Consider the following 19,110-nt stretch of genomic DNA (forward strand, 5'->3'; position numbering starts at 1 on the left):
TCGGTGCATGACGGTTGGCGCGCAGGCTCCCGCGCAGACGTTGCGTACGGTCTGCTCGTACTGCGGTGTGGGCTGCGGCATCACCGTGACCGGCGGCGCGGACGGCGTCGTCAAGGCCGTCGGCGATCGTGAGCACCCGACGAACGCGGGCCGACTGTGCACCAAGGGCGCCACCCACGTCGACCTCATGGCGGCTCCGGGTCGCCTCACCCGCGCGCGCGTACGCCCGCAGCGCGGCGAGGCAGCGATCGAGATCGCACTCGACGAGGCGATCGAGCGCGCGGCGAGCGGATTGCAGGCGGTCATTGCGGAGCACGGACCGGATGCCGTGGCCGTCTACGTCTCGGGGCAGATGTCGCTCGAGGCGCAGTACCTGTCCAACAAACTCGTGAAGGGGCGGCTGCGCAGCCCGCACATCGAGTCGAACTCCCGGTTGTGCATGGCGTCTGCGGGCACCGGCTATAAGCAATCGCTCGGCGCCGATGGCCCGCCCGGCTCCTACGAAGACATCGACCATGCCGATCTCTTCTTCGTCATCGGTTCGAACACCGCCGACTGCCATCCGATCGTGTTCCTGCGCATGGCCGACCGCCTCAAGCGCGGTGCACGCATGATCGTCGTCGACCCCCGGCGTACCGAGACCGCCGCCCGCGCCGACCTGCACCTCGCCATCGCGCCCGGCACCGATCTCGCACTCCTGAACGGCCTGCTGCGTCTGCTCGTTGATGCGGGCGCGATCGACGAAGCGTTCATCGCCGCCCACACCGACGGATGGGATGCCGTCGTCGACATGCTCGCCGACTATCCGCCCGAGCGGGTGGCCGAGATCACCGGACTGGCGGTCCAAGACCTCCGGACGGCAGCTGCGTGGATCGCCGAGGCCGGCGAGTGGATGACCCTGTGGACGATGGGCCTGAACCAGTCAACGCAGGGCACGTGGAACACGAATGCGATCTGCAACCTGCACCTCGCGACAGGAGCCATCTGCCGCACCGGCAGCGGCCCGTTCTCCCTGACCGGGCAGCCGAACGCGATGGGCGGGCGGGAGATGGGCTACATGGGGCCGGGGCTGCCGGGCCAGCGCGTGGCCGCCGATCCGGCCGACCGCGCGTTCGTCGAGGCCGCCTGGAACATGGAACCCGGTTCGCTGCGAACCGATGCCGGCAGCGGCACGATCGACATGTTCCACGCGATGGCGGACGGCGATATCAAGGCCGCGTGGATCATCTGCACCAACCCGGTCGCATCGGTCGCGAACCGTCGCACGGTGATCGAGGGGCTGGAGGCGGCCGACCTCGTCATCGTGCAGGACGTGTTCGCCGATACGGCGACCGCCGCGTACGCCGACGTGCTGCTGCCGGCGACACTGTGGGTCGAGTCCGAAGGCGTCATGATCGGCAGCGACCGCACCCTCTCCCTCGTCCAGCACGCCGCACCCGCACCGGGCGAGGCGCTGCCCGACTGGATGCTGATCTGCCACGTCGCGCAGGCGCTCGGGTATGAGGGCTTCGACTATGCCGACGCGTCCGAGGTGTTCGATGAGATCCGCACCTTCTGGAACCCGCGCACGGGCTGGGACATCCGGGGCATCGACTACGACCGCCTCCGACGCGGACCCGTCCAGTGGCCGGCGCCCGCCGGCGATACGGACGACCGGCATCCGATCAGGTACGTCAACGACGGGGTGAGCCAGCACCTGCACGTCGACGACGACGGTGCACAGCCCGCGCTCGCGTTCCCCACGCCGAGCCGGCGCGCGCAGTTTCACGCGCGGCCGCACGTCGGGCCGGCTGAACTGCCAGACGATGACTACCCCTGGGTGCTGAACACCGGTCGCCTGCAGCACCAGTGGCACACGATGACGAAGACCGGCAAGGTCGACAAACTGGTGCGACTCAATCCCGACCCATTCGTCGAGATCCATCCCACGGATGCCGCTGCGTTCGGCATCGGGCCCGGCGATCGCGTCGAGGTCGCATCGCGCCGGGGGAGCGCCGTCCTTCCCGCCGTCGTGACCGACCGTGTGCGACCGGGCAACTGCTTCGCCCCGTTCCACTGGAACGACGAGCAGGGTGAGCATCTCACGGTCAACGCCGTCACCAGCGATGCCGTCGATGCCGCGTCGCTGCAACCCGAGTTCAAGTTCGCCGCGGTCTCGCTGCGTCGTGTCGCTGCGGCCGTCGAAGCGGCACCCGTGCAGGGGCTGGCGCTCCCGGGCCCGCCGACGCTGGGACCGACCGAGGCCGCATACGTCTCAGGCTTCCTGACGGCGATCGAGGCGACACCGCGCACCGGGGTGCCCGTCGTCCCCTCGACGGCGCCACTGGATCCGATCGCGCGCGCGTGGTTCGATGGACTGCTCGCCGGCAGGTACGCGGACCGCGCGGCGCCGTCCGCCGACGACGGCGCAGCCGTGACGATCGCGTGGGGGTCGCAGACGGGCAACGCTGAGGCGGTCGCCCGGCAGTGCGCCCAGGCGTTGCAGCAGGCGGGGATCGCGGCGCGCACGACGAGCATGGCCGAGCTGAGCCCCTCGGATCTTCGCGAGATCCCCCGACTGCTGGTTGTCACGTCGACCTTCGGTGACGGAGGACCGCCCGACAACGCGGCGGGGTTCTGGGCGGGCCTCAGCGGGGACGACGCTCCTGCGCTCGACGGCCTCGAGTACGCGGTCTTCGCGCTCGGCGATCCGAGCTACGACGACTACTGCGGCTACGGGCGAGGCCTCGACGCGAGGCTGGCAGCACTCGGTGCCTCGCCGCTCTGGGCGCGCGTGGAGAGCGACCCGGACTACGAGGATGCCGCCGCGACCTGGTCCAGGTCGATGGTCGCGACCTTGACGGGATCGGCGCCCGCGGCGCCGGAACCCCCGGCCGTGCGTCGCATGTTCACCCGCGCCAACCCGGTCGCCGTCCCACTCGTGCGCAACGTGCTGCTGAGCGGTGCGGGATCGGCCAAGGAGGTGCGTCAGTTCGGGTTCGACGTCGCGCGCCTGGGTGTCTCCTACGCCGCCGGTGACAGCCTCGGCGTGGTCTGCGCGAACCCACCCGCACTCGTCGAGGAGTTCCTCGAGGTGACGGGTTTGCCGGCAGACGCGATCGTCGACATCGACGGACGCGAGCAATTCCTCGACGACGCGCTCACCACCTCGCTCGACATCACGCGAACCGCGTCCTCGTTCGTCGACTTCGTGGGGGAGCGCAGCAGCGACTCGACGCTCGCGATGCTGCGACGTCGTGAGAACGCGGCGCGACTGGAACAGCACCTGTGGGCGACCCAGGCCATCGACTTGCTGCGGGAGTTTCCGATCGAGGCGACCGCGCAGGAGTGGGCCGACGTGCTCGGTCGCCTGCAGCCGCGTCAGTACTCGATCTCGTCGAGCCCGAAGACGAGCCCGCACGAGATCCAACTCACGGTCGCGGTCGTCCGCTTCCTCACCGATCGCGGCATCCGTCGGGGCGGGGTCGCCTCCTCGATGCTCGCCGATGCCGACTCCGCAGCACGTGTGCCTGTCTTCCTGCAGCGTTCGCCCCAGTTCCGTCCCCCCGAGGACGCGGACGCGCCGATGATCATGATCGGTCCCGGCACGGGCGTCGCGCCCTTCCGCGGGTTCCTCCACGACCGACGCGCAGACGGTCACCGCGGGCGGAACTGGCTGTTCTTCGGCGAACAGCACGCTGCGAGCGACTTCTATTACCGAGACGAACTGCTGGACCTCCACGCGGACGGCTTCCTGACGCGCCTGGACACCGCCTTCTCCCGCGACCAGCGACAGAAGATCTACGTACAGGACCGCATGGTCGAGCACGGCGCCGAACTGTGGCGCTGGCTCGAAGCCGGCGCGCACGTGTACGTGTGCGGTGACGCGTCACGCATGGCCGCCGACGTCGATGCGACTTTGACGGCACTCATCCACCGCCACGGCGGGATGGGTGAGGATGCCGCGGCCGAATACAAGGCGCAGCTCGTCGCCACCGGGCGCTACGTCCGCGACGTGTACTGACGAGGTCAGCAGGTCCTACGGCGAAAGGGCCGCCCCGTCAGGAGCGGCCCTATCGTGTGCAGGGTGATGGTCAGATGCGTTCACCCGCGAGGGAACGACGGGGGACGACATACACGAGCAGGGTCACGAGCAGCAGCACGAGGTACGCCCCGACGAAGCCGTAGAACGCGGCGCTGTAGCCGCCTGTTGCGGCCTGCGATGCGTTGAGCACCTGCGGGATGAGGAAGCCGCCGTACGCACCGATCGCCGAGATCAGGCCCAGGGCTGCGGCCGCCTTGCGCTTCGATGCGGTGAAGTCACCGGCATCCGGCGATGCGAGCGCGCGCGCGTGGAACACGTTCGGGATCATGCGGTAGGTCGAGCCGTTGCCGACGCCGGTCGCGGTGAACAACACGAGGAAGCAGACGAGGAAGACCCAGAAGTTGCCGAGCGGCAGCGTCAGCGGCAGCGCCAGCGCACCGGCGGCCATGACCGCGAACGCAGCCACCGTCATGCGCGCTCCACCGAAGCGGTCAGCGAGCTTGCCGCCGTAGGGCCGGGCGACCGAACCGACGAGCGCACCGAGGAACGCCAGCGACACAGCCGCGGTACCCACCTGCAGGGTCGAGAACTCGGGGAACTGGTCGGCGATCAGCTTCGGGAAGACGCTCGCGAAACCGATGAACGAACCGAACGTGCCGATGTACAGCAGGGCGAGCACCCACAGGTGCGGTTCGCGGAGCGCCGCAGCCGACCCGGCGAAGTCCGCCTTGGCCGACGACAGGTTGTCCATGTAGCGGTACGCCCCCCACATGGCGAGCAGGATCAGCGGGATCCACATCCAGCCGGCGAGGGAAATGCTGAAGGTCATGCCGGCGGTGATGCTCACCGCGATGGGCACGAGGAACTGCGCGACCGACGTGCCGATGTTGCCGCCGGCCGCGTTCAGGCCGAGCGCCCAACCCTTCTCCTTCTGCGGGAAGAAGTAGGTGATGTTGGCCATGGAGCTCGCGAAGTTGCCGCCGCCCACGCCGCCGAGGGCCGCGACGGTGAGCAGCACCCAGAACGGCGTCTCGGGGTTCTGCACGACGAAGCCGAGGAGCGTCGTCGGGATGAGCAGGAGAGCGGCCGACACGATGGTCCAGTTGCGCCCACCGAACGTCGCCACGGCGAACGTGTACGGGAAGCGCAGCGTGGCGCCCACGAGGCTCGGCAGCGAGATGAGCCAGAACGACTCAGACGTCGAAAGGGTGAAGCCGGCGTTCGGCAGCATCACGACGACGATGCTCCACAACTGCCAGACGATGAAGCCGAGGAACTCGGCGAAGATCGACCAGCCGAGGTTGCGGCGAGCGATGCCGCGGCCCTCCCGCGCCCAGAAGCCGGCGTTCTCGGGGTTCCATCCGTCGATCCAGCGACCAGGGCGGTGGGTGAGTGTCACCTCCTCAGTCGCGTCGACGGTGGCTGCGGATTCGGGGGTGGCGCGCGGCGATGGTGCAGAGGTGGTCATGGCGAGTCCTCAGGGTCGTCCGACGGGTACACGAGTGAGGTTAGGGATCGCGTGTTTCGCGCGACCGGCCGCGACGGTTTCCACCGCGTCACTTTCGCGTCACCCGGTTGCGCCGCTCCCGGTGAGTGCGGCGTCACACGGTCGAAACACGCGGCCCGCCTACACTCGAAACCATGCGCATCGACATCGTGACGATCTTTCCCGCGTTCTTCGATGTGCTCGATGTCTCGCTGGTCGGCAAGGCGCGTGAGCGCGGGATTCTCGATGTGCGGGTGCACGATCTGCGCGACGCCGCCCACGACCGCCATCGCACCGTCGACGACACGCCCTACGGAGGCGGCGCCGGCATGGTGATGAAGCCTGAGCCGTGGGGTGAGACGCTCGACGGCATCCTCTCCGAAGACACCGTGCTGCTGGTGCCCTCGCCCGCGGGGGAGCAGTTCACGCAGCGGATGGCGCGCGAGCTGGCGACCGAGTCCCATCTCGTGTTCGCCTGCGGGCGCTACGAGGGGATCGATCAGCGGGTCGTCGACCACTACGCCGAGCGCGGTCGGGTGCGGCTGGTGAGCCTGGGGGACTACGTTCTCAATGGCGGCGAGGTCGCCGCGATGGCCGTCATCGAGGCCGTCGGCAGGCTGCTTCCAGGCATGGTCGGCAACCCGCACAGCCTGGTCGAGGAGTCCCACGAATCCGGCTTGCTCGAATACCCCAGCTACACGAAGCCCGCCGTGTGGCGGGAGCGCGCCGTGCCCGCCGTGCTGCTCAGCGGCAATCACGGCGCGATCGCGACATGGCGGCATGAGCAATCGCTCGAGCGCACCCGTCGCCTGCGCCCCGATCTGCTGGCGGACGACGCCGACGGCACTCACGCCGCCGACGGTGCCGCCACCCGTGCGACCGCTTCCGAATAGCGTTCGGCGATGACGCCCGCGACTCGCACATCCGGGGCGAGCGGCGCGGTGACGACGTCCGCTCCGGCCCCCGACACGACGTCGGCGAAATACCCGGGCGCCAAGACGTAGCTGGCCACGACGACGCGTTCGGCGCCGTCGGCGCGGGCTGCGGCCACCGCGTCGCCGATCCTCGGCTGCGCACCGGCGGCGAACGCGACCGTCACCGGTCGATGCAAGCAGGTGCCGAGGCGGCCGGCCACGATCCGCACGGCGTCCGCGGCCGCCGGATCAGTCGATCCGGCCGCGGCGAGAATGAGGATGTCGTCGGCCGCGAGGCGCACCTCCTCGAGGCGCGACTCCAGCGTCAGCGCAAGCAGATCGTGCGGACCGAGCGGGGCCGCGGCCACCGCGCGATCACCGTACGGCGCGACCGCTTCGGCAATGTCGACCTTCGTGTGGAACCCCGTCGACAACAGCACCGGCACCACGACGACGGGGCCCTCGGCGACGGCGTCCGCGACGACGTCGGCGACGGCGGGTTCCTGCACGTCGACGAACGCTTCGAGCACACGAACGTGGGGAAGCAGGGTGCGCACCTGGTCGATGAGTGCGCGGATGGCCACCTGCCCTGAGGGCGAGCGGGTGCCGTGCGAGCACGCGATGAGCGTCGGGGTCATGCCGTCGCCTCCGCCGGATCGAGCACATCGAGACGGTACCCGCGTTTGACGACGGTCTTGATCAGATCGGGGGCACCGAGTGCCTCGCGCAACCGTGCGATCGCCATTTCGGTGGCGTGCGTGTTCTGGCTCGTGCCGGGCAGCAGGTCTTGGAGCGCGGCACGGGAGACGACACCGCCGCCCGCGGCGAACAGGCCCGCCAGCAGATCGGCACCGCTGCGGCTCAACGGCAGGTACTCCCCATCGAGCACCGCGCCGCAGCTGCGCAATTCGAGCTCTCCCTGCGTCGTCGACAGTGATCGGGCGTGTCCGCTACCGAAGTGCGTGACGACGGCTCGCACAAGCGCGCCGAGCCGGCCGCGATCAGGCATGAGCGGCGCGATCCCGACCGCGCGAAGGGGGCGCGCTGTGACCGGACCGACGGCGGCGAACAGGAGACGCCCCTGGTCGACGCGGTCCAGGATGTCGTGCAGCGCGCCGGTCTCGCGGGCGGCGGACAGCCACTCTGACGCTCCCGGCGCAGACGTGAACAGGACGGCATCCACCTCGCCGCCAGCACAGCTCGCGACAGAGCGGGCGACGACCCCGGCGTCCGGCGGCGGTCCCCAGCGGTACACCGTGAGGGAGACGACGTCCGCGCCGTGGCGGTGAAACAGTTCGTCGAGGCCGTCGGCGCCGGAGCCGTGGTGCTGCACCGCCACGCGGCGTCCCGCGACCCCCTGGGCGATCAAGAACTCGCCGAGCTCGTGCGCGGTCTCGGATTCGGCGACCCAATCGGCGGTGAAGCCGGCCTGCTGGATGGCACCGCGGGCCTTCGGTCCGCGGGCGACGAACTGGGCACATCGCAACGCGGCGTGAAGTTCGTCGGCGAGTCCCGCTTCATCGGCCGCTTCCATCCACCCGCGGAAGCCGACCCCGGTGGTCGCCACGACGACCTCCGGCGGCGCGGCGATCAAGGCTCGGGTCACCTCGATGAGCGATTCGTCGTCGACGTGGGGCACGATCGTGAGCGCCGGCGCCTGGGTCACGGCGGCACCGTGGCGTTCGAGCGCCGCGGAGAGCTCACCGGCGCGGCGGTCGACGGCGATGACGATGTTGCAGCCGGCGAGTGCGGCCGAGAGGGTGGTGCGTTCGGTCACGGGCTCGGCACTCCAGCAGCCTGTTGTTCGGGGTGCAGCAGCAGCCCGGCGCGGGCCACGTCGCCGAAGACGATGACGGCCGGGTTCGACACGCCCGCCCGCCGAGCGTCGTCGACGACCTCGTCGAGTGTCGACCGGAGCGTACGCTGCCGGTCGGTGTGCCCCTCCTGCACGATCGCGACCGGGCGGTCTGCGGGTGCGCCCGCTGCGCGGGCAGCCTCCACCAGCCGGGGGAGCGCCGCGACGCCCATGAGGATGACCGTGGTCGTCTCGCCGTCCGCCATCGCCGCGCGGGTCGCTGCGGTGATGGTGCCCTGCCCGTTCACGACATGCAGGGAGGCGGCGGTCCCGCGATGCGTCACGGGGATGCCGGCAGCCTGCGGCACGGAGACCACCGACGTCAGTCCTGGCACGACATCGACGGGTACGCCGGCTGCCGTGCAGGCAGCGACCTCCTCGCCGCCGCGACCGAAGACGAACGGGTCGCCGCCCTTGAGTCGTACGACGCGCAGCCCGCGACGTGCATGCGCCACGAGGAGCGCATTGATCTCCTCCTGCGGCACGGGGTGGTGCCCGGGACGCTTGCCCACGTCGATGACCTCGACATCGGGATCGAGTTCGGCCAACACGTCGACGGGGCCGAGTCTGTCTGCGACAACGACGTCGGCTTCGGCCAGCAGACGCCGACCGCGCACGGTGATCAGATCCGTCGGTCCGGGGCCCCCGCCGACGAGTGCGACCGATCCGACGGCGGTGGAACGTCGCCGGCGCAGTGGCAGACGCCCCTCCCGCACCTGCGCGGCGATCGCGTCGCGCAGTCGGCCTGCCCGGCGCGGGTCGACACCGGCATCCGAGACGACGCCCACGATCACGTCGCCTGCACGCGTCTCGGCGGCGATGCGCGCGGTTCCGTGCGCGCCGTCCGACGCGTTGACACAGAGGATGCGTCGTGATTCGCAGACGGCGGCGACCTGGAGATCGCGCTCCGCATCACCGGTGGCGGTGTGGACGAGCCAGACGCCATCCAGATCGGCGTCCTGCACGGCGCGCTGCACCCATGTCGCCGTGCTCTGGGCGACCAGCTCGGCAGTTCGTGCGCTGAGGGCCGGGGCGACGATGCGCACACGCGCGCCTTCCGCGAGCAGCCGTTCGAGTCGACGGGCGGTGACATCTCCGCCGCCCACCATCAGCACGTCGCGGCCCTCCAGCGAGACCCCCAGCATCGTCGTCATGCGCGGGTGCCGATCTTGACGAACACATCGCCGTCGGTGACCGCGACGGGCCAGGTCTCGAGGTCGATCGGGTCCTTGCCCTGCGGGTCGACGCACATGCCCGTTCGCAGGTCCCACGACTGCTTGTACATGGGAGAGGCGACGGTCGGGGAATCCTGTCGGGTACCGACGATGCCGCGCGAGATCACGTGCGCGCCGCTGTACGGGTCGAGGTTCGAGACCGCGTGAACCGTGCCCGCGTAGGTGCGGAACAGCGCGAGTTGCGTCGAGCCGATGAGGGCTGCGCGGCCGCGTTCGGTCTCGAGATCACCGAGCGCGCACACCCGAACCCACGACGGCAGATCAGCGCGGGCAGGGGTCTGTTCGATGAGCGTCATCGGCGCACCTCCAGGGTCGTTCCGGCGATGAGGGTCGCACCAGATGTGCGCTCCTCCGGTGTCGCGGGGCGGGGCTGCCCCCGCTCGGCGGTGTAGGCGAGGGACGGGTCAGCGGTTTCGGGGGCGTTGACGAACGACGCGAAGCGACGGAGCTTGTCGGGGTCTTCGAGGGTCGCCTTCCACTCGTCCTCGTACGCGTCGATGTGCGTCGCCATCGCTGCGTCGAGATCGGCGCAGATGCCGAGGCTGTCGTCGAAGATCACCTCGCGCAACCCGTCGATCCCGCCGTCAAGCTCCTCGAACCACGGCGCCGTGCGCTGCAGACGGTCGGCCGTGAAGATGTAGTACATCAAGAAGCGGTCGATCGCGGTGAGCAGTTCGGCATCCGACAGTCCCTCTGCCAACAGCACGGCGTGCCGCGGCGTGAAGCCACCGTTGCCGCCGACGTACATGTTCCAGCCGGCCTCGGTCGCGATGACGCCGACATCCTTGCCGCGTGCCTCCGCGCATTCGCGGGCGCAGCCCGACACACCGAGTTTGATCTTGTGGGGCGATCGGAGGCCGCGGTAGCGCAGTTCGAGCGCGACGGCCATGCCGACGGAGTCCTGCACGCCGTAGCGGCACCAGGTGGAGCCGACGCAGGACTTCACCGTGCGCAGCGATTTGCCGTAGGCGTGGCCGGATTCGAATCCGGCATCGACGAGCTTGCGCCACACGAGCGGCAGCTGCTCGAGGCGCGCGCCGAACATGTCGATACGCTGGCCGCCGGTGATCTTCGTGTAGAGGCCGAACTCCTTCGCGATCTGTCCGATGACGATGAGGCCTTCCGGGGTGATCTCACCGCCGGGGACGCGCGGCACGACCGAATAGCTGCCGTCCTTCTGCAGGTTCGCCATCACGTGATCGTTGGTGTCCTGCAGGGTCGCGTTCTCGCCGTCGAGCACATGGCGACCGACGAGGGTCGACAGGATGCTGGCGAGCGCCGGCTTGCAGATATCGCAGCCGCGTCCGGTGCCGAACCGCTCGATGACGGCGCTGAAGGTCGTGAGCCCCGACACGCGGACGGCATCGAAGAGCTGGCGACGCGACATGTCGAAGTGCTCGCACATCGCGCTGCTGAGTGCGGCGCCGGTCTTGGCGAGCTCCGTCCCGACGATCTTCTTGACCATCGTGAGGCACGAGCCGCAGGCTGCGCCCGCCTTCGTGCAGGCCTTCACGGCCGTGACGTCGGTGCATCCCTGCTCGTGCACCGCGCTGCGGATGGTGCCGGCCGAGACGCTGTTGCACGAGCAGACGAGCGCAGCGTCCGGCAATTCGCCCGTCGGCGCCGCACCGCCGCCTTCGGGCAACAGGTACGCTGACGGGTCGCCGCCGAGGGCACTCCCGAGGAAGGGGCGGAGCGAGCCGTACGCCGACGCGTCACCGACGAGGATGCCACCGAGCAGCGTCTTCGCGTCATCGGTCATCACGAGCTTCTTGTAGACGCCGGCGACCGGATCCGCGTAGGTGACGTCGAGCGCACCGGGTGTCGTCGCGAACGCGTCGCCGAAGCTGGCGACGTCGACGCCGTTGAGCTTGAGCTTGGTCGACAGGTCGTACCCGGGGAAGGTCGCATCCCCGCCGAGCAGGCCGGTCGCAGCGACTTCGGCCATCGCGTAGCCGGGGGCGACGAGCCCGACGCACTGGTCGTCGAAGTTGGCGACCTCGCCGATCGCGAGGATCGCGGGGTCGGAGGTCTGGCAGCGCTCGTCGATGCGCACGCCGCCGCGGGCGTGCACGTCGAGCCCTGCGGCCCTGGCGAGCTCGTCCCGCGGCCGGACACCGACCGTGAAGACGACGACGTCGGTCTGCTCGTACTCGCCGTTGCGGAACTCGAGGCCCGCCACCTGGCCCGAGCGGTCCGGATCGAGCCGTGTCGTGATCGATTCGGTGCGCACGCGGATGCCGCGCTGTTCGATGAGTCGTCGAAGCGCGGCGCCGGCCGGTGCGTCGAGCTGGGCGGACATGAGCCGGTCGGAGGACTGCACGACCGTGCACGCCACATCCAGTCCCTGCAACGCGCCCGCTGCTTCGAGCCCGAGCAACCCGCCGCCGATCACCGTGCCGGTGAGTGGCCTGCCGAGCTGGCGGGAACGGGCCTGCACGAACGACCGGAGGCGCTCGACGTCGTCGAGCGTGCGGTAGACGAAGCACCCGGCGAGCTCGAATCCGTCCACGGCGAGCTTGGCCGCGTACGACCCCGTCGCGAGGACGAGCGTGTCGTAGGGAACGACGACCCCGCTCGCGGTGGTGACCGTGCGCGCAGACCGATCCACCCGCGTCACGGCGTCTCCGCGGATGAAGTGCAGGCGCTCGTCCGCGAAGACGGTCGGGTCGAGTTCGAGGTCGTCGGGGGAGGCGCCCGTGAAGAACGAGGTCAGCCCGACACGGTCGTACGGCGCGCGCCCCTCGTCGCCGATGACGGTGAGCTCGATTTGCGCATCCGTACGGGTGAGCAGGCTCTCGACGAAGCGGTGGGCGACCATCCCGGCCCCCACCACGACGATGCGCTGTGCGGGCGACGGGTGGTGCATGCCGTCACGGTACGCGGGGGATGTTGCGGACGGATCAGCGTCGTGTTTCGGGCTGTTGACGGATCCATTCGCGTGCACGGACTGCGCGCGGTCTGCGTCGGTCATTGCGTCTCCTTGTCGGCGGCGATGCCGTCACGCTAGGAGCGCGGTGTTACCGGGCGCGGTGCGCCGTCGTTACCCGCAGCGAACGATTCCCTCACATCGTCGACCGCGGCGGCGTGAGGTCAGTCGACGCCGAGGAACGAGCGATCGGTCAGCACGATCGGTCCGTCGGCGGTCATGGCTACCGTGTGCTCCGCGTGCGCGCCGCGCGAGCCATCGACCGAACGCAGCGTCCACCCGTCGGGATCGGTGATCAGCTCGTCGGTGGTCTGCAGGAACCACGGCTCGAGCGCGACGACCAGGCCTTCGCGCAACGGATACCCGCGACCCGCCTTGCCGTCGTTGGGCACGTGCGGGTCGCCGTGCATGATGCGGCCCACCCCGTGGCCGCCGAAGTCCGTGTTGATGCGATATCCGTCGGCCCGGGCGACCTCGGCGATCGCGTGCGAGATGTCGCCGATGCGGTTGCCGACGACGGCCGCCGAGATCGCGGCATCCAGCGCGCGCTCAGCCGTGTCGATGACCGCGAGGTCTTCGTCGCGAGGCGTGCCGACGACGAAGGAGACGGCGGAATCGGCGACCCAGCCGTCGACGCTCACCGCGAAGTCGAGCGAGACGAGGTCGCCGTCGCGCAGTGCGTAGTCGTGCGGGAGTCCGTGCAGCACGGCGTCGTTGATCGAGGTGCAGATGACCTTGCCGAACGGGCTCGCGCCGAATGAAGGGTGGTAGTCGATATAGCAACTGGTCGCCCCCGCACGACGGATGAGATCATGTGCGCGGCGGTCGATCGCGAGGAGGTTCGTGCCCACGGTCGTCTCTTCGCGCAGCGTCGCGAGCACCTCGGCGACGAAGCGTCCGGCCGGTCGCATCGCGTCGATCTCGGCGGGGGTGCGAAGTTCGATCATGGGGTGTGGTCCTTTCCTCAGCTTCCATTGTGGCTGACCGGCGTACAGTCGAAGACATGCGGGTGCGTCGAGCGTTCTTCCACTGGCTCGTTCCAGCGGCCTTCGTGCTGCCGCTGTGGCTGCTGATCGGGTGGATCTCCTTCGATGCCGGCGGCTGGGCCCTGCTGATGGTGCTCCTGATCGCGATGCCCGCCGTCTTCCTCGGCCAACTCGTCGTCACACTGCTGGTGCGCGCGCGCGGCACCGTCCGCCACTCGCGCGCGGTCTCGTGGTGGGACATGCTCGGGTTCGGGGTCTGGCATGCCCTGACGATCGCCGCCGGCTTCTACCCCGAGGGCGGATTCTGGGGGCTCGTGGCGCTGGCCACCGTGGCGTTCCTCGCCTTGTTCTGGGTCTCGCTGTGGCAGCTGTTCCGTGAGGCCCGCCCGGGCGCGCGGATGGAGCGCGCAGCCGATGGCACGCTGTTCATACCGGCCGCCGAACGTCCCACCTCGCAGCGCACCGACCCGCAGGTGATCATCATCAACGAGACGGATCGCCCGACCGCGCCGTGACGGTTTGGATGCCGTCGTCAGACGTGGCAGAATAGTTCTTTGTGCCCTGAACAACTCTGCCTCAGGGGAGCACGCGGTCGGCTTCGACCGCGCGGGCACACCACACCTCTTTCCCTTTGACTCTCGCGATCGACCTGTGGCGGTCGCAGGAAGTGACGATCATGCAGATCCTCGACTCCGTCGACGCGGCATCGCTGCGCTCCGACATCCCCGCCTTCAACGCCGGCGACACCGTCAAGGTGCACGTCAACATCACCGAAGGCAACCGCTCGCGCATCCAGGTGTTCCAGGGCGTCGTCATCGGCCGCTCGGGCGACGGTGTGCGCGAGACCTTCACGGTCCGCAAGATCAGCTTCCAGGTGGGCGTCGAGCGCACCTTCCCGGTGCACTCCCCGGTGATCGACCACATCGAGGTCGTCACCCGCGGTGACGTGCGTCGCGCAAAGCTGTACTACCTGCGCAACCTGCGCGGCAAGAAGGCCAAGATCAAGGAGAAGCGCGAGCACTGACCCGCGCCCTTCCCAGCGACGCCCCGCCGCCTTTCGGTACGGGGCGTCGCTGCGTTCCGGCACACGTGCGTCGCCGCTGTCGGATGACCGCAGATGTGCGACCCTTGATATCGGCTGCCCGATCCGCGGCGAGCCGCGACGAAAGACCTGCATGAGCTCCGACTCCACCCTCGCCCGGAGGACCCGCCGCCGCAGCCTCTGGCCGCTGGTCCGCGACGTCCTCGTGATCCTGCTGATCGCGATCGTGGTGTCGTTCCTGGTCAAGACCTTCCTGGTGCGTTCGTTCTACATTCCGTCCGGATCGATGGAGCAGACGCTGCAGATCGACGACCGCATCCTCGTCGACGAACTCACCCCGCGATTCGGCGGATACAGCCGCGGTGACGTCGTCGTCTTCCGGGATCCGGGCGGATGGCTCCCCGTGACACCCGAGGCGCCGCAGCCGGCCCTCCTCGAAGCGGCTGACTGGGTGCTGTCGATGGTCGGCTTGTCGGCATCCGACAGCAAGGACCACCTCATCAAGCGCGTCATCGGCGTCGAGGGCGATCACATCGTGTGCTGCAACTCGCTCGGGCAGATCACCGTCAATGACGTGCCGCTCGACGAGAGCGCCTATCTGCACCTGAACGAGGGGCAGAAGGCACCCCAGGAGGTGCCGTTCGACGTCACGGTTCCCGAAGACTCCCTCTGGGTGCTCGGCGACAACCGCGATGCATCGCGCGACTCCCGCTACAACACCGAACAGCCGTCCGAAGGGTTCGTGCCCGTCGAGAACGTCGTCGGTCGCGCCTTCCTCGTGACGTGGCCGCTCGGCCGATTCGGTCTGATCGATGCGCACCACGACACGTTCGACGGGGTGCCGGAGGCACGATGACCGTTGTGGTGCCCCGCCTGACCGTCGAACGGCGGCTGCTGCGCGAGCACGCCGTCGTCATCGCGTGCGATGAAGTCGGCCGGGGCGCGTTGGCTGGGCCGGTCGCCGTGGGAGCAGCCGCAGTCGACGCGTCACGTGCTCGCAAGCGGGTGCCGGACGGCCTGCGCGACTCGAAGCTCGTGCCCGAGCACAAGCGTGCCGATGTTGCTGCGCGCGCCGCGGCCTGGGTCAACGCGTCCGCTGTCGGGTGGGCCAGCGCGCGCGAGGTCGACGAGGTGGGCATCATGCGCGCGCTCGGCCTGGCGGCGCTGCGCGCGATCGCCGATCTGCGCGCGGGCAGCATCGTGCCGGAGGAGGCGATCGTCATCCTCGACGGCAACCACGACTACATCACCCCCGCCGGTGGCGCGGGACTGGTGATCCGTCCGATCGTCAAGGCGGACCGCGACTGCGCGAGTGCCGCGGCGGCCTCGGTCGTCGCAAAGGTCGCACGCGACGCCTTCATGACCGACCTGCATGACGAGTTCCCGGCCTACCAGTGGTCGCGCAACAAGGGCTACGCGAGTCCCGAGCACCGCGCAGCGATCCGGGAACTCGGGCTCAGCACGCACCATCGTGCATCGTGGGCGATCGCGGACGCCCCCACGCTGTTCTGACGGCGCTCCGCGCGTCGTGCGCGCGCCTAGGATGGAGTCACCATGGATGACGAGGTCTTCGACGATTACGACCGCGAGCTGGAGCTCGCCCTGTACCGGGAGTACCGGGACGTCGTTTCGCAGTTCCAATACGTGATCGAGACCGAGCGCAGGTTCTACCTTGCCAACGACGTCAACGTCGTGCGCCGCGACACCGAGCACGACTTCTACTTCGAGATCTCGATGACCGACGTGTGGGTCTGGGACATCTACCGCGCCGACCGCTTCGTGAAGTCGGTTCGCGTGCTCACGTTCAAGGACGTGAACGTCGAAGAACTGCAGCGGCGCGACTTCCAATTGCCTGAAGAGCTCTCACTCGACGGCTGACGCCGGCTTCTGCACAGTCGACGCGATTCGCGCACTGTCCACACTCGCCGTACCGCGCCCGCATCCGTCCTCAGGGCGAGGGCACGCTTGCCCACATGGCACAGAAGGACGAGCGGGGCAGGGCCGGCGAGGAGCTCGCGGCGCTGCACCTGGCGGATGCAGGACTCACAGTCGTCGATCGCAACTGGCGTTGCGCGCAGGGCGAGCTCGACATCGTCGCGATCGACGGTGACGAACTCGTCGTGGTCGAGGTCAAGACACGGCGCACCACGGGGTACGGGCATCCGTTCGACGCGATCGACGACCGAAAGCGTGATCGGCTGTGGCGCCTCGCGCACGCGTGGCGCGCCGCCCACGCCGACCAACCGCTGCCGAAGCGGGTGCGGGTCGACGTCGTCGGCGTCGTCGGGCCCGGCGACGGCCTGGAGCACTGGCGGGACCTGCGATGAGCCTCCCGCGTACCTGGGCTGTCGTGCTGACGGGACTGGTCGGCGACCTCGTCGAAGTGGAGGCCGACGTCACGAGCCAGACGCCGGACTTCCAAGTCATCGGACTCGCCGATCGCGCGATCGGTGAGGCACGTCAGCGCGTGAGGAACGCGTGTGCCAACAGTGAACTGGACCTGCCGCGCCGGCGCCTGACCGTGAGCTTGTCACCGGCCGACTTGCCCAAGCACGGCTCCGGCCTCGACCTCGCGATCGCGGTCGCCGCCCTGGCGACGCAGCACGCAATGGACGCACGATCGCTCGCCACGACGGTCCACATCGGCGAACTCGCGCTCGACGGGCGGCTTCGTCCGATCGCAGGCGTGCTTCCCGCCGTCATGGCAGCGGCGCGCGCGGGCTTCACCCGTGTCGTCGTGCCGTGGGCCAACGGGGACGAAGCTCGACTCGTCGACGGGGTCGACGTCGTCGCGGCCGCCAGTCTGCGCCAGGTCGCAGGCTGCCACGGGCTCGAGCTGGATCCGCGCGAGGTCGAACCGGTCGCTGCGGCGACCGCGGCAGATGAGACGTCGTCCGCACTGCTCGATCTGGCGGAGGTCGTGGGCCAGCGCGACGCGGTCGACGCGCTCGTCGTCGCCGCTGCCGGCGGTCACCATCTGCTCCTGAGCGGCCCACCGGGTGCGGGCAAGACGATGCTCGCAAGGCGACTCACCGGCATCCTCCCCGAGCTCGACGACCGCGAGGCGCTGCATGCCGCCGCCGTCAGATCCCTCGCCGGGCGCTCGGTGACGACGCTGCATCGCGAGCCACCGTTCGAAGCACCCCACCACACCACGAGCACGGCCGCCCTCATCGGCGGCGGCAGCCGAACCGTGCGGCCCGGAGCCATCGCACGTGCGAGTGGCGGTGTGCTGTTCCTCGATGAGGCGGGGGAGTACACGGCGCAGGCGCTCGACGCCCTCCGCCAGCCGTTGGAGTCCGGTGTCATTGAAATCCACCGATCCGGCTTCCGGGCGACCTTCCCGGCCCGGTTCCAGCTGGTCGTCGCGACGAATCCATGCCCATGCGGCAACCACGGCGTCCCTGGCGCGGCGTGCGAGTGCCCGCCACAGGCGATCCGGCGGTACGCGGCGCGACTGTCGGGGCCCCTGCGTGATCGCATCGACATCGAACTGGGACTTCGCCGTGTGAGCGCAGCCCCGGCATCGGGGCGCGGCGAGCGAACGACGGCGTCGGCGCGTGAGGCTGTCATCGCAGCTCGTGAACGCACAGCCGTCCGGCTGGCGGGCACGCCTTGGCAGCGCAACGTCGACGTGCCCGGCACCTGGTTGCGCACGGGACCGCACGCCCCGCCCTCCGATGTGCGGCGACCGTTGGACGATGCGTTGCGTCGCGGCTCCCTGACGCTTCGTGGCTACGACCGGGTGCTCCGCGTCGCGTGGTCGGTGGCGGACCTTGCCGGCAATGAGCGGTTGTCGCTCGCCGACGTGGGCAGGGCGCTGTTCCTCAAGAAGGGGATCGCCGCATGAGTGCGGGGGCGCAGCAACACGGGTCGGCGGCGGAAGAACGACACGCACGCGCGCTGTGGTCGGGCGTCGTGGAGCCCGGTGACGGCATCGCCGGAGCACTGGTCGCCACGCTCGGCGCCGAACGCGCCTGGCAGGCCGCGGCCGACGGTGATGCCGCGGCGGCCGCCGTAGCGGGTCTCGACGAACGGACGTTCTCACGGGCACGGGCGCGCTGGCGCCCCCGGGCGAGCGATGCCCACCGCGCCGTGGACGATGCCCGACGTGTCGGCGTCAGACTGGTCGTCCCCGGCGACCCGGAGTGGCCGCGGCGGGTCGACGACCTGGGCACGCATGCGCCGATCGCGCTCTGGGTTCGCGGTGCCCAAGCCCTCGAGTCGAATGCGCCGACCGACTGGCATGCTGCGGAATTGAATCTCGCGCTATTGCCGTGTTAGGGCGTGAGTAACCAAACCAAGTTGAGCGGCGTCTTCCATCGGCTTGCAGGGGTGTGCGATCCCGGAGCAGGTTTTCGAGACGGAAGAGTCCACGATGCTGGTGGAGTTCCCGCTGGCCGAGTCGAGGAGGATCGAACGACCACGATTTTTCCGATGGGCTTTCTAGGCTGACGGGTCTGAGCTTCGCAGGCGAAGCCGGTGCGCGAAGGTTGGGCGTAGACCACTACGCGAACCGCTGGGTGCGAAGTGGGAAGTCACCAGTGTTGAACGTGCGGCGAGACCTCTTTGCTCATTGCAATGGCCCCTGCGTGGATCCGATTGAGTTCCTTCTGAGGGCGACGCTATCTGGTCCGGC

General features: G+C 69.5%; 17 protein-coding genes. 10 read left to right on the forward strand and 7 right to left on the reverse strand.

Translation table 11 applies throughout. The features are described 5' to 3' along the window. Nucleotides 1-7 precede the first annotated feature (7 nt). Entirely contained in the window at nucleotides 8-4,003 is a 3,996-nt protein-coding gene (locus AC3ENX_RS11990; RefSeq protein ID WP_434812111.1) for a bifunctional nitrate reductase/sulfite reductase flavoprotein subunit alpha, read from the forward strand. A gap of 70 nt (nucleotides 4,004-4,073) precedes the next feature. On the opposite strand, the gene AC3ENX_RS11995 is transcribed toward AC3ENX_RS11990, so the two are convergent. Beyond that, nucleotides 4,074-5,492, reverse strand: coding sequence for an MFS transporter (locus tag AC3ENX_RS11995; protein ID WP_434812112.1), 1,419 nt, complete (start codon nucleotides 5,490-5,492; stop codon nucleotides 4,074-4,076). 173 nt (nucleotides 5,493-5,665) lie between these two features. Here AC3ENX_RS11995 and trmD point away from each other — a divergent pair, with 173 nt between their 5' ends. Next, nucleotides 5,666-6,403: a tRNA (guanosine(37)-N1)-methyltransferase TrmD gene (gene trmD, locus AC3ENX_RS12000; protein ID WP_434812113.1), complete on the forward strand. Its 738-nt coding sequence runs from the start codon at nucleotides 5,666-5,668 to the stop codon at nucleotides 6,401-6,403. On the opposite strand, the gene AC3ENX_RS12005 is transcribed toward trmD, so the two are convergent. The 6 genes from AC3ENX_RS12005 to map all read right to left on the reverse strand — a co-directional run bounded on the left by AC3ENX_RS12005 (nucleotide 6,358) and on the right by map (nucleotide 13,390). Then, on the reverse strand, nucleotides 6,358-7,062 hold the full coding sequence (locus AC3ENX_RS12005) for a sirohydrochlorin chelatase (RefSeq protein WP_434812114.1): 705 nt from the start codon (nucleotides 7,060-7,062) through the stop codon (nucleotides 6,358-6,360). The two genes, trmD and AC3ENX_RS12005, sit on opposite strands and share 46 nt — an antisense overlap. Continuing rightward, a complete protein-coding gene (locus AC3ENX_RS12010; protein WP_434812115.1) occupies nucleotides 7,059-8,201 on the reverse strand; it encodes a uroporphyrinogen-III synthase in 1,143 nt (380 codons plus the stop codon). The genes AC3ENX_RS12005 and AC3ENX_RS12010 overlap by 4 nt, the downstream gene beginning before the upstream one ends. Beyond that, nucleotides 8,198-9,433 carry a uroporphyrinogen-III C-methyltransferase gene (gene cobA, locus AC3ENX_RS12015; protein ID WP_434812116.1) on the reverse strand — a complete coding sequence of 412 codons (1,236 nt, stop codon included), beginning with the start codon at nucleotides 9,431-9,433 and terminating at the stop codon, nucleotides 8,198-8,200. The genes AC3ENX_RS12010 and cobA overlap by 4 nt, the downstream gene beginning before the upstream one ends. After that, nucleotides 9,430-9,810, reverse strand: coding sequence for a nitrite reductase small subunit NirD (gene nirD / locus AC3ENX_RS12020; RefSeq protein WP_434812117.1), 381 nt, complete (start codon nucleotides 9,808-9,810; stop codon nucleotides 9,430-9,432). The genes cobA and nirD overlap by 4 nt, the downstream gene beginning before the upstream one ends. After that, a complete protein-coding gene (gene nirB, locus AC3ENX_RS12025; protein ID WP_434812132.1) occupies nucleotides 9,807-12,383 on the reverse strand; it encodes a nitrite reductase large subunit NirB in 2,577 nt (858 codons plus the stop codon). The genes nirD and nirB overlap by 4 nt, the downstream gene beginning before the upstream one ends. A 224-nt stretch (nucleotides 12,384-12,607) precedes the next feature. Continuing rightward, nucleotides 12,608-13,390, reverse strand: a complete 783-nt coding sequence (map, locus tag AC3ENX_RS12030) for a type I methionyl aminopeptidase (protein WP_434812118.1) — start codon at nucleotides 13,388-13,390, stop codon at nucleotides 12,608-12,610. Nucleotides 13,391-13,446: 56 nt separating this feature from the next. Here map and AC3ENX_RS12035 point away from each other — a divergent pair, with 56 nt between their 5' ends. The 8 genes from AC3ENX_RS12035 (at nucleotide 13,447) to AC3ENX_RS12070 (ending at nucleotide 18,755) form a co-directional block, all read left to right on the forward strand. Beyond that, nucleotides 13,447-13,944: an MFS transporter permease gene (locus AC3ENX_RS12035; RefSeq protein WP_434812119.1), complete on the forward strand. Its 498-nt coding sequence runs from the start codon at nucleotides 13,447-13,449 to the stop codon at nucleotides 13,942-13,944. Between the two features lie 161 nt (nucleotides 13,945-14,105). Beyond that, a complete protein-coding gene (rplS, locus tag AC3ENX_RS12040) occupies nucleotides 14,106-14,453 on the forward strand; it encodes a 50S ribosomal protein L19 (RefSeq protein WP_434812133.1) in 348 nt (115 codons plus the stop codon). Nucleotides 14,454-14,604: 151 nt separating this feature from the next. After that, nucleotides 14,605-15,327: a signal peptidase I gene (gene lepB, locus AC3ENX_RS12045; protein WP_434812120.1), complete on the forward strand. Its 723-nt coding sequence runs from the start codon at nucleotides 14,605-14,607 to the stop codon at nucleotides 15,325-15,327. Further along, the gene (gene rnhB, locus AC3ENX_RS12050; RefSeq protein WP_434812121.1) at nucleotides 15,324-15,983 is read left to right on the forward strand and encodes a ribonuclease HII; all 660 of its coding nucleotides are present in this window, start codon (nucleotides 15,324-15,326) and stop codon (nucleotides 15,981-15,983) included. The genes lepB and rnhB overlap by 4 nt, the downstream gene beginning before the upstream one ends. 42 nt (nucleotides 15,984-16,025) lie before the next feature. Next, nucleotides 16,026-16,349, forward strand: coding sequence for a DUF2469 family protein (locus AC3ENX_RS12055; protein WP_434812122.1), 324 nt, complete (start codon nucleotides 16,026-16,028; stop codon nucleotides 16,347-16,349). Nucleotides 16,350-16,444: 95 nt separating this feature from the next. Beyond that, nucleotides 16,445-16,798: a YraN family protein gene (locus tag AC3ENX_RS12060; protein ID WP_434812123.1), complete on the forward strand. Its 354-nt coding sequence runs from the start codon at nucleotides 16,445-16,447 to the stop codon at nucleotides 16,796-16,798. After that, nucleotides 16,795-18,321, forward strand: a complete 1,527-nt coding sequence (locus AC3ENX_RS12065; RefSeq protein WP_434812124.1) for a YifB family Mg chelatase-like AAA ATPase — start codon at nucleotides 16,795-16,797, stop codon at nucleotides 18,319-18,321. The genes AC3ENX_RS12060 and AC3ENX_RS12065 overlap by 4 nt, the downstream gene beginning before the upstream one ends. After that, complete coding sequence (locus tag AC3ENX_RS12070; protein WP_434812125.1) at nucleotides 18,318-18,755, forward strand: hypothetical protein; 438 nt, start codon at nucleotides 18,318-18,320, stop codon at nucleotides 18,753-18,755. The genes AC3ENX_RS12065 and AC3ENX_RS12070 overlap by 4 nt, the downstream gene beginning before the upstream one ends. Nucleotides 18,756-19,110: the final 355 nt, after the last annotated feature.

Source organism: Microbacterium sp. bgisy189 (assembly GCF_057707225.1).

Coding starts and splice junctions, on each gene's coding strand:
- AC3ENX_RS11990 (WP_434812111.1), top strand. CDS start 8: ATGACGGTTGGCGCGCAGGCTCCCGCGCAGACGTTGCGTACGGTCTGC.
- AC3ENX_RS11995 (WP_434812112.1), bottom strand. CDS start 5,492: ATGACCACCTCTGCACCATCGCCGCGCGCCACCCCCGAATCCGCAGCC.
- trmD (WP_434812113.1), top strand. CDS start 5,666: ATGCGCATCGACATCGTGACGATCTTTCCCGCGTTCTTCGATGTGCTC.
- AC3ENX_RS12005 (WP_434812114.1), bottom strand. CDS start 7,062: ATGACCCCGACGCTCATCGCGTGCTCGCACGGCACCCGCTCGCCCTCA.
- cobA (WP_434812116.1), bottom strand. CDS start 9,433: ATGACGACGATGCTGGGGGTCTCGCTGGAGGGCCGCGACGTGCTGATG.
- nirD (WP_434812117.1), bottom strand. CDS start 9,810: ATGACGCTCATCGAACAGACCCCTGCCCGCGCTGATCTGCCGTCGTGG.
- nirB (WP_434812132.1), bottom strand. CDS start 12,383: ATGCACCACCCGTCGCCCGCACAGCGCATCGTCGTGGTGGGGGCCGGG.
- map (WP_434812118.1), bottom strand. CDS start 13,390: ATGATCGAACTTCGCACCCCCGCCGAGATCGACGCGATGCGACCGGCC.
- AC3ENX_RS12035 (WP_434812119.1), top strand. CDS start 13,447: ATGCGGGTGCGTCGAGCGTTCTTCCACTGGCTCGTTCCAGCGGCCTTC.
- rplS (WP_434812133.1), top strand. CDS start 14,106: ATGCAGATCCTCGACTCCGTCGACGCGGCATCGCTGCGCTCCGACATC.
- lepB (WP_434812120.1), top strand. CDS start 14,605: ATGAGCTCCGACTCCACCCTCGCCCGGAGGACCCGCCGCCGCAGCCTC.
- rnhB (WP_434812121.1), top strand. CDS start 15,324: ATGACCGTTGTGGTGCCCCGCCTGACCGTCGAACGGCGGCTGCTGCGC.
- AC3ENX_RS12055 (WP_434812122.1), top strand. CDS start 16,026: ATGGATGACGAGGTCTTCGACGATTACGACCGCGAGCTGGAGCTCGCC.
- AC3ENX_RS12060 (WP_434812123.1), top strand. CDS start 16,445: ATGGCACAGAAGGACGAGCGGGGCAGGGCCGGCGAGGAGCTCGCGGCG.
- AC3ENX_RS12065 (WP_434812124.1), top strand. CDS start 16,795: ATGAGCCTCCCGCGTACCTGGGCTGTCGTGCTGACGGGACTGGTCGGC.
- AC3ENX_RS12070 (WP_434812125.1), top strand. CDS start 18,318: ATGAGTGCGGGGGCGCAGCAACACGGGTCGGCGGCGGAAGAACGACAC.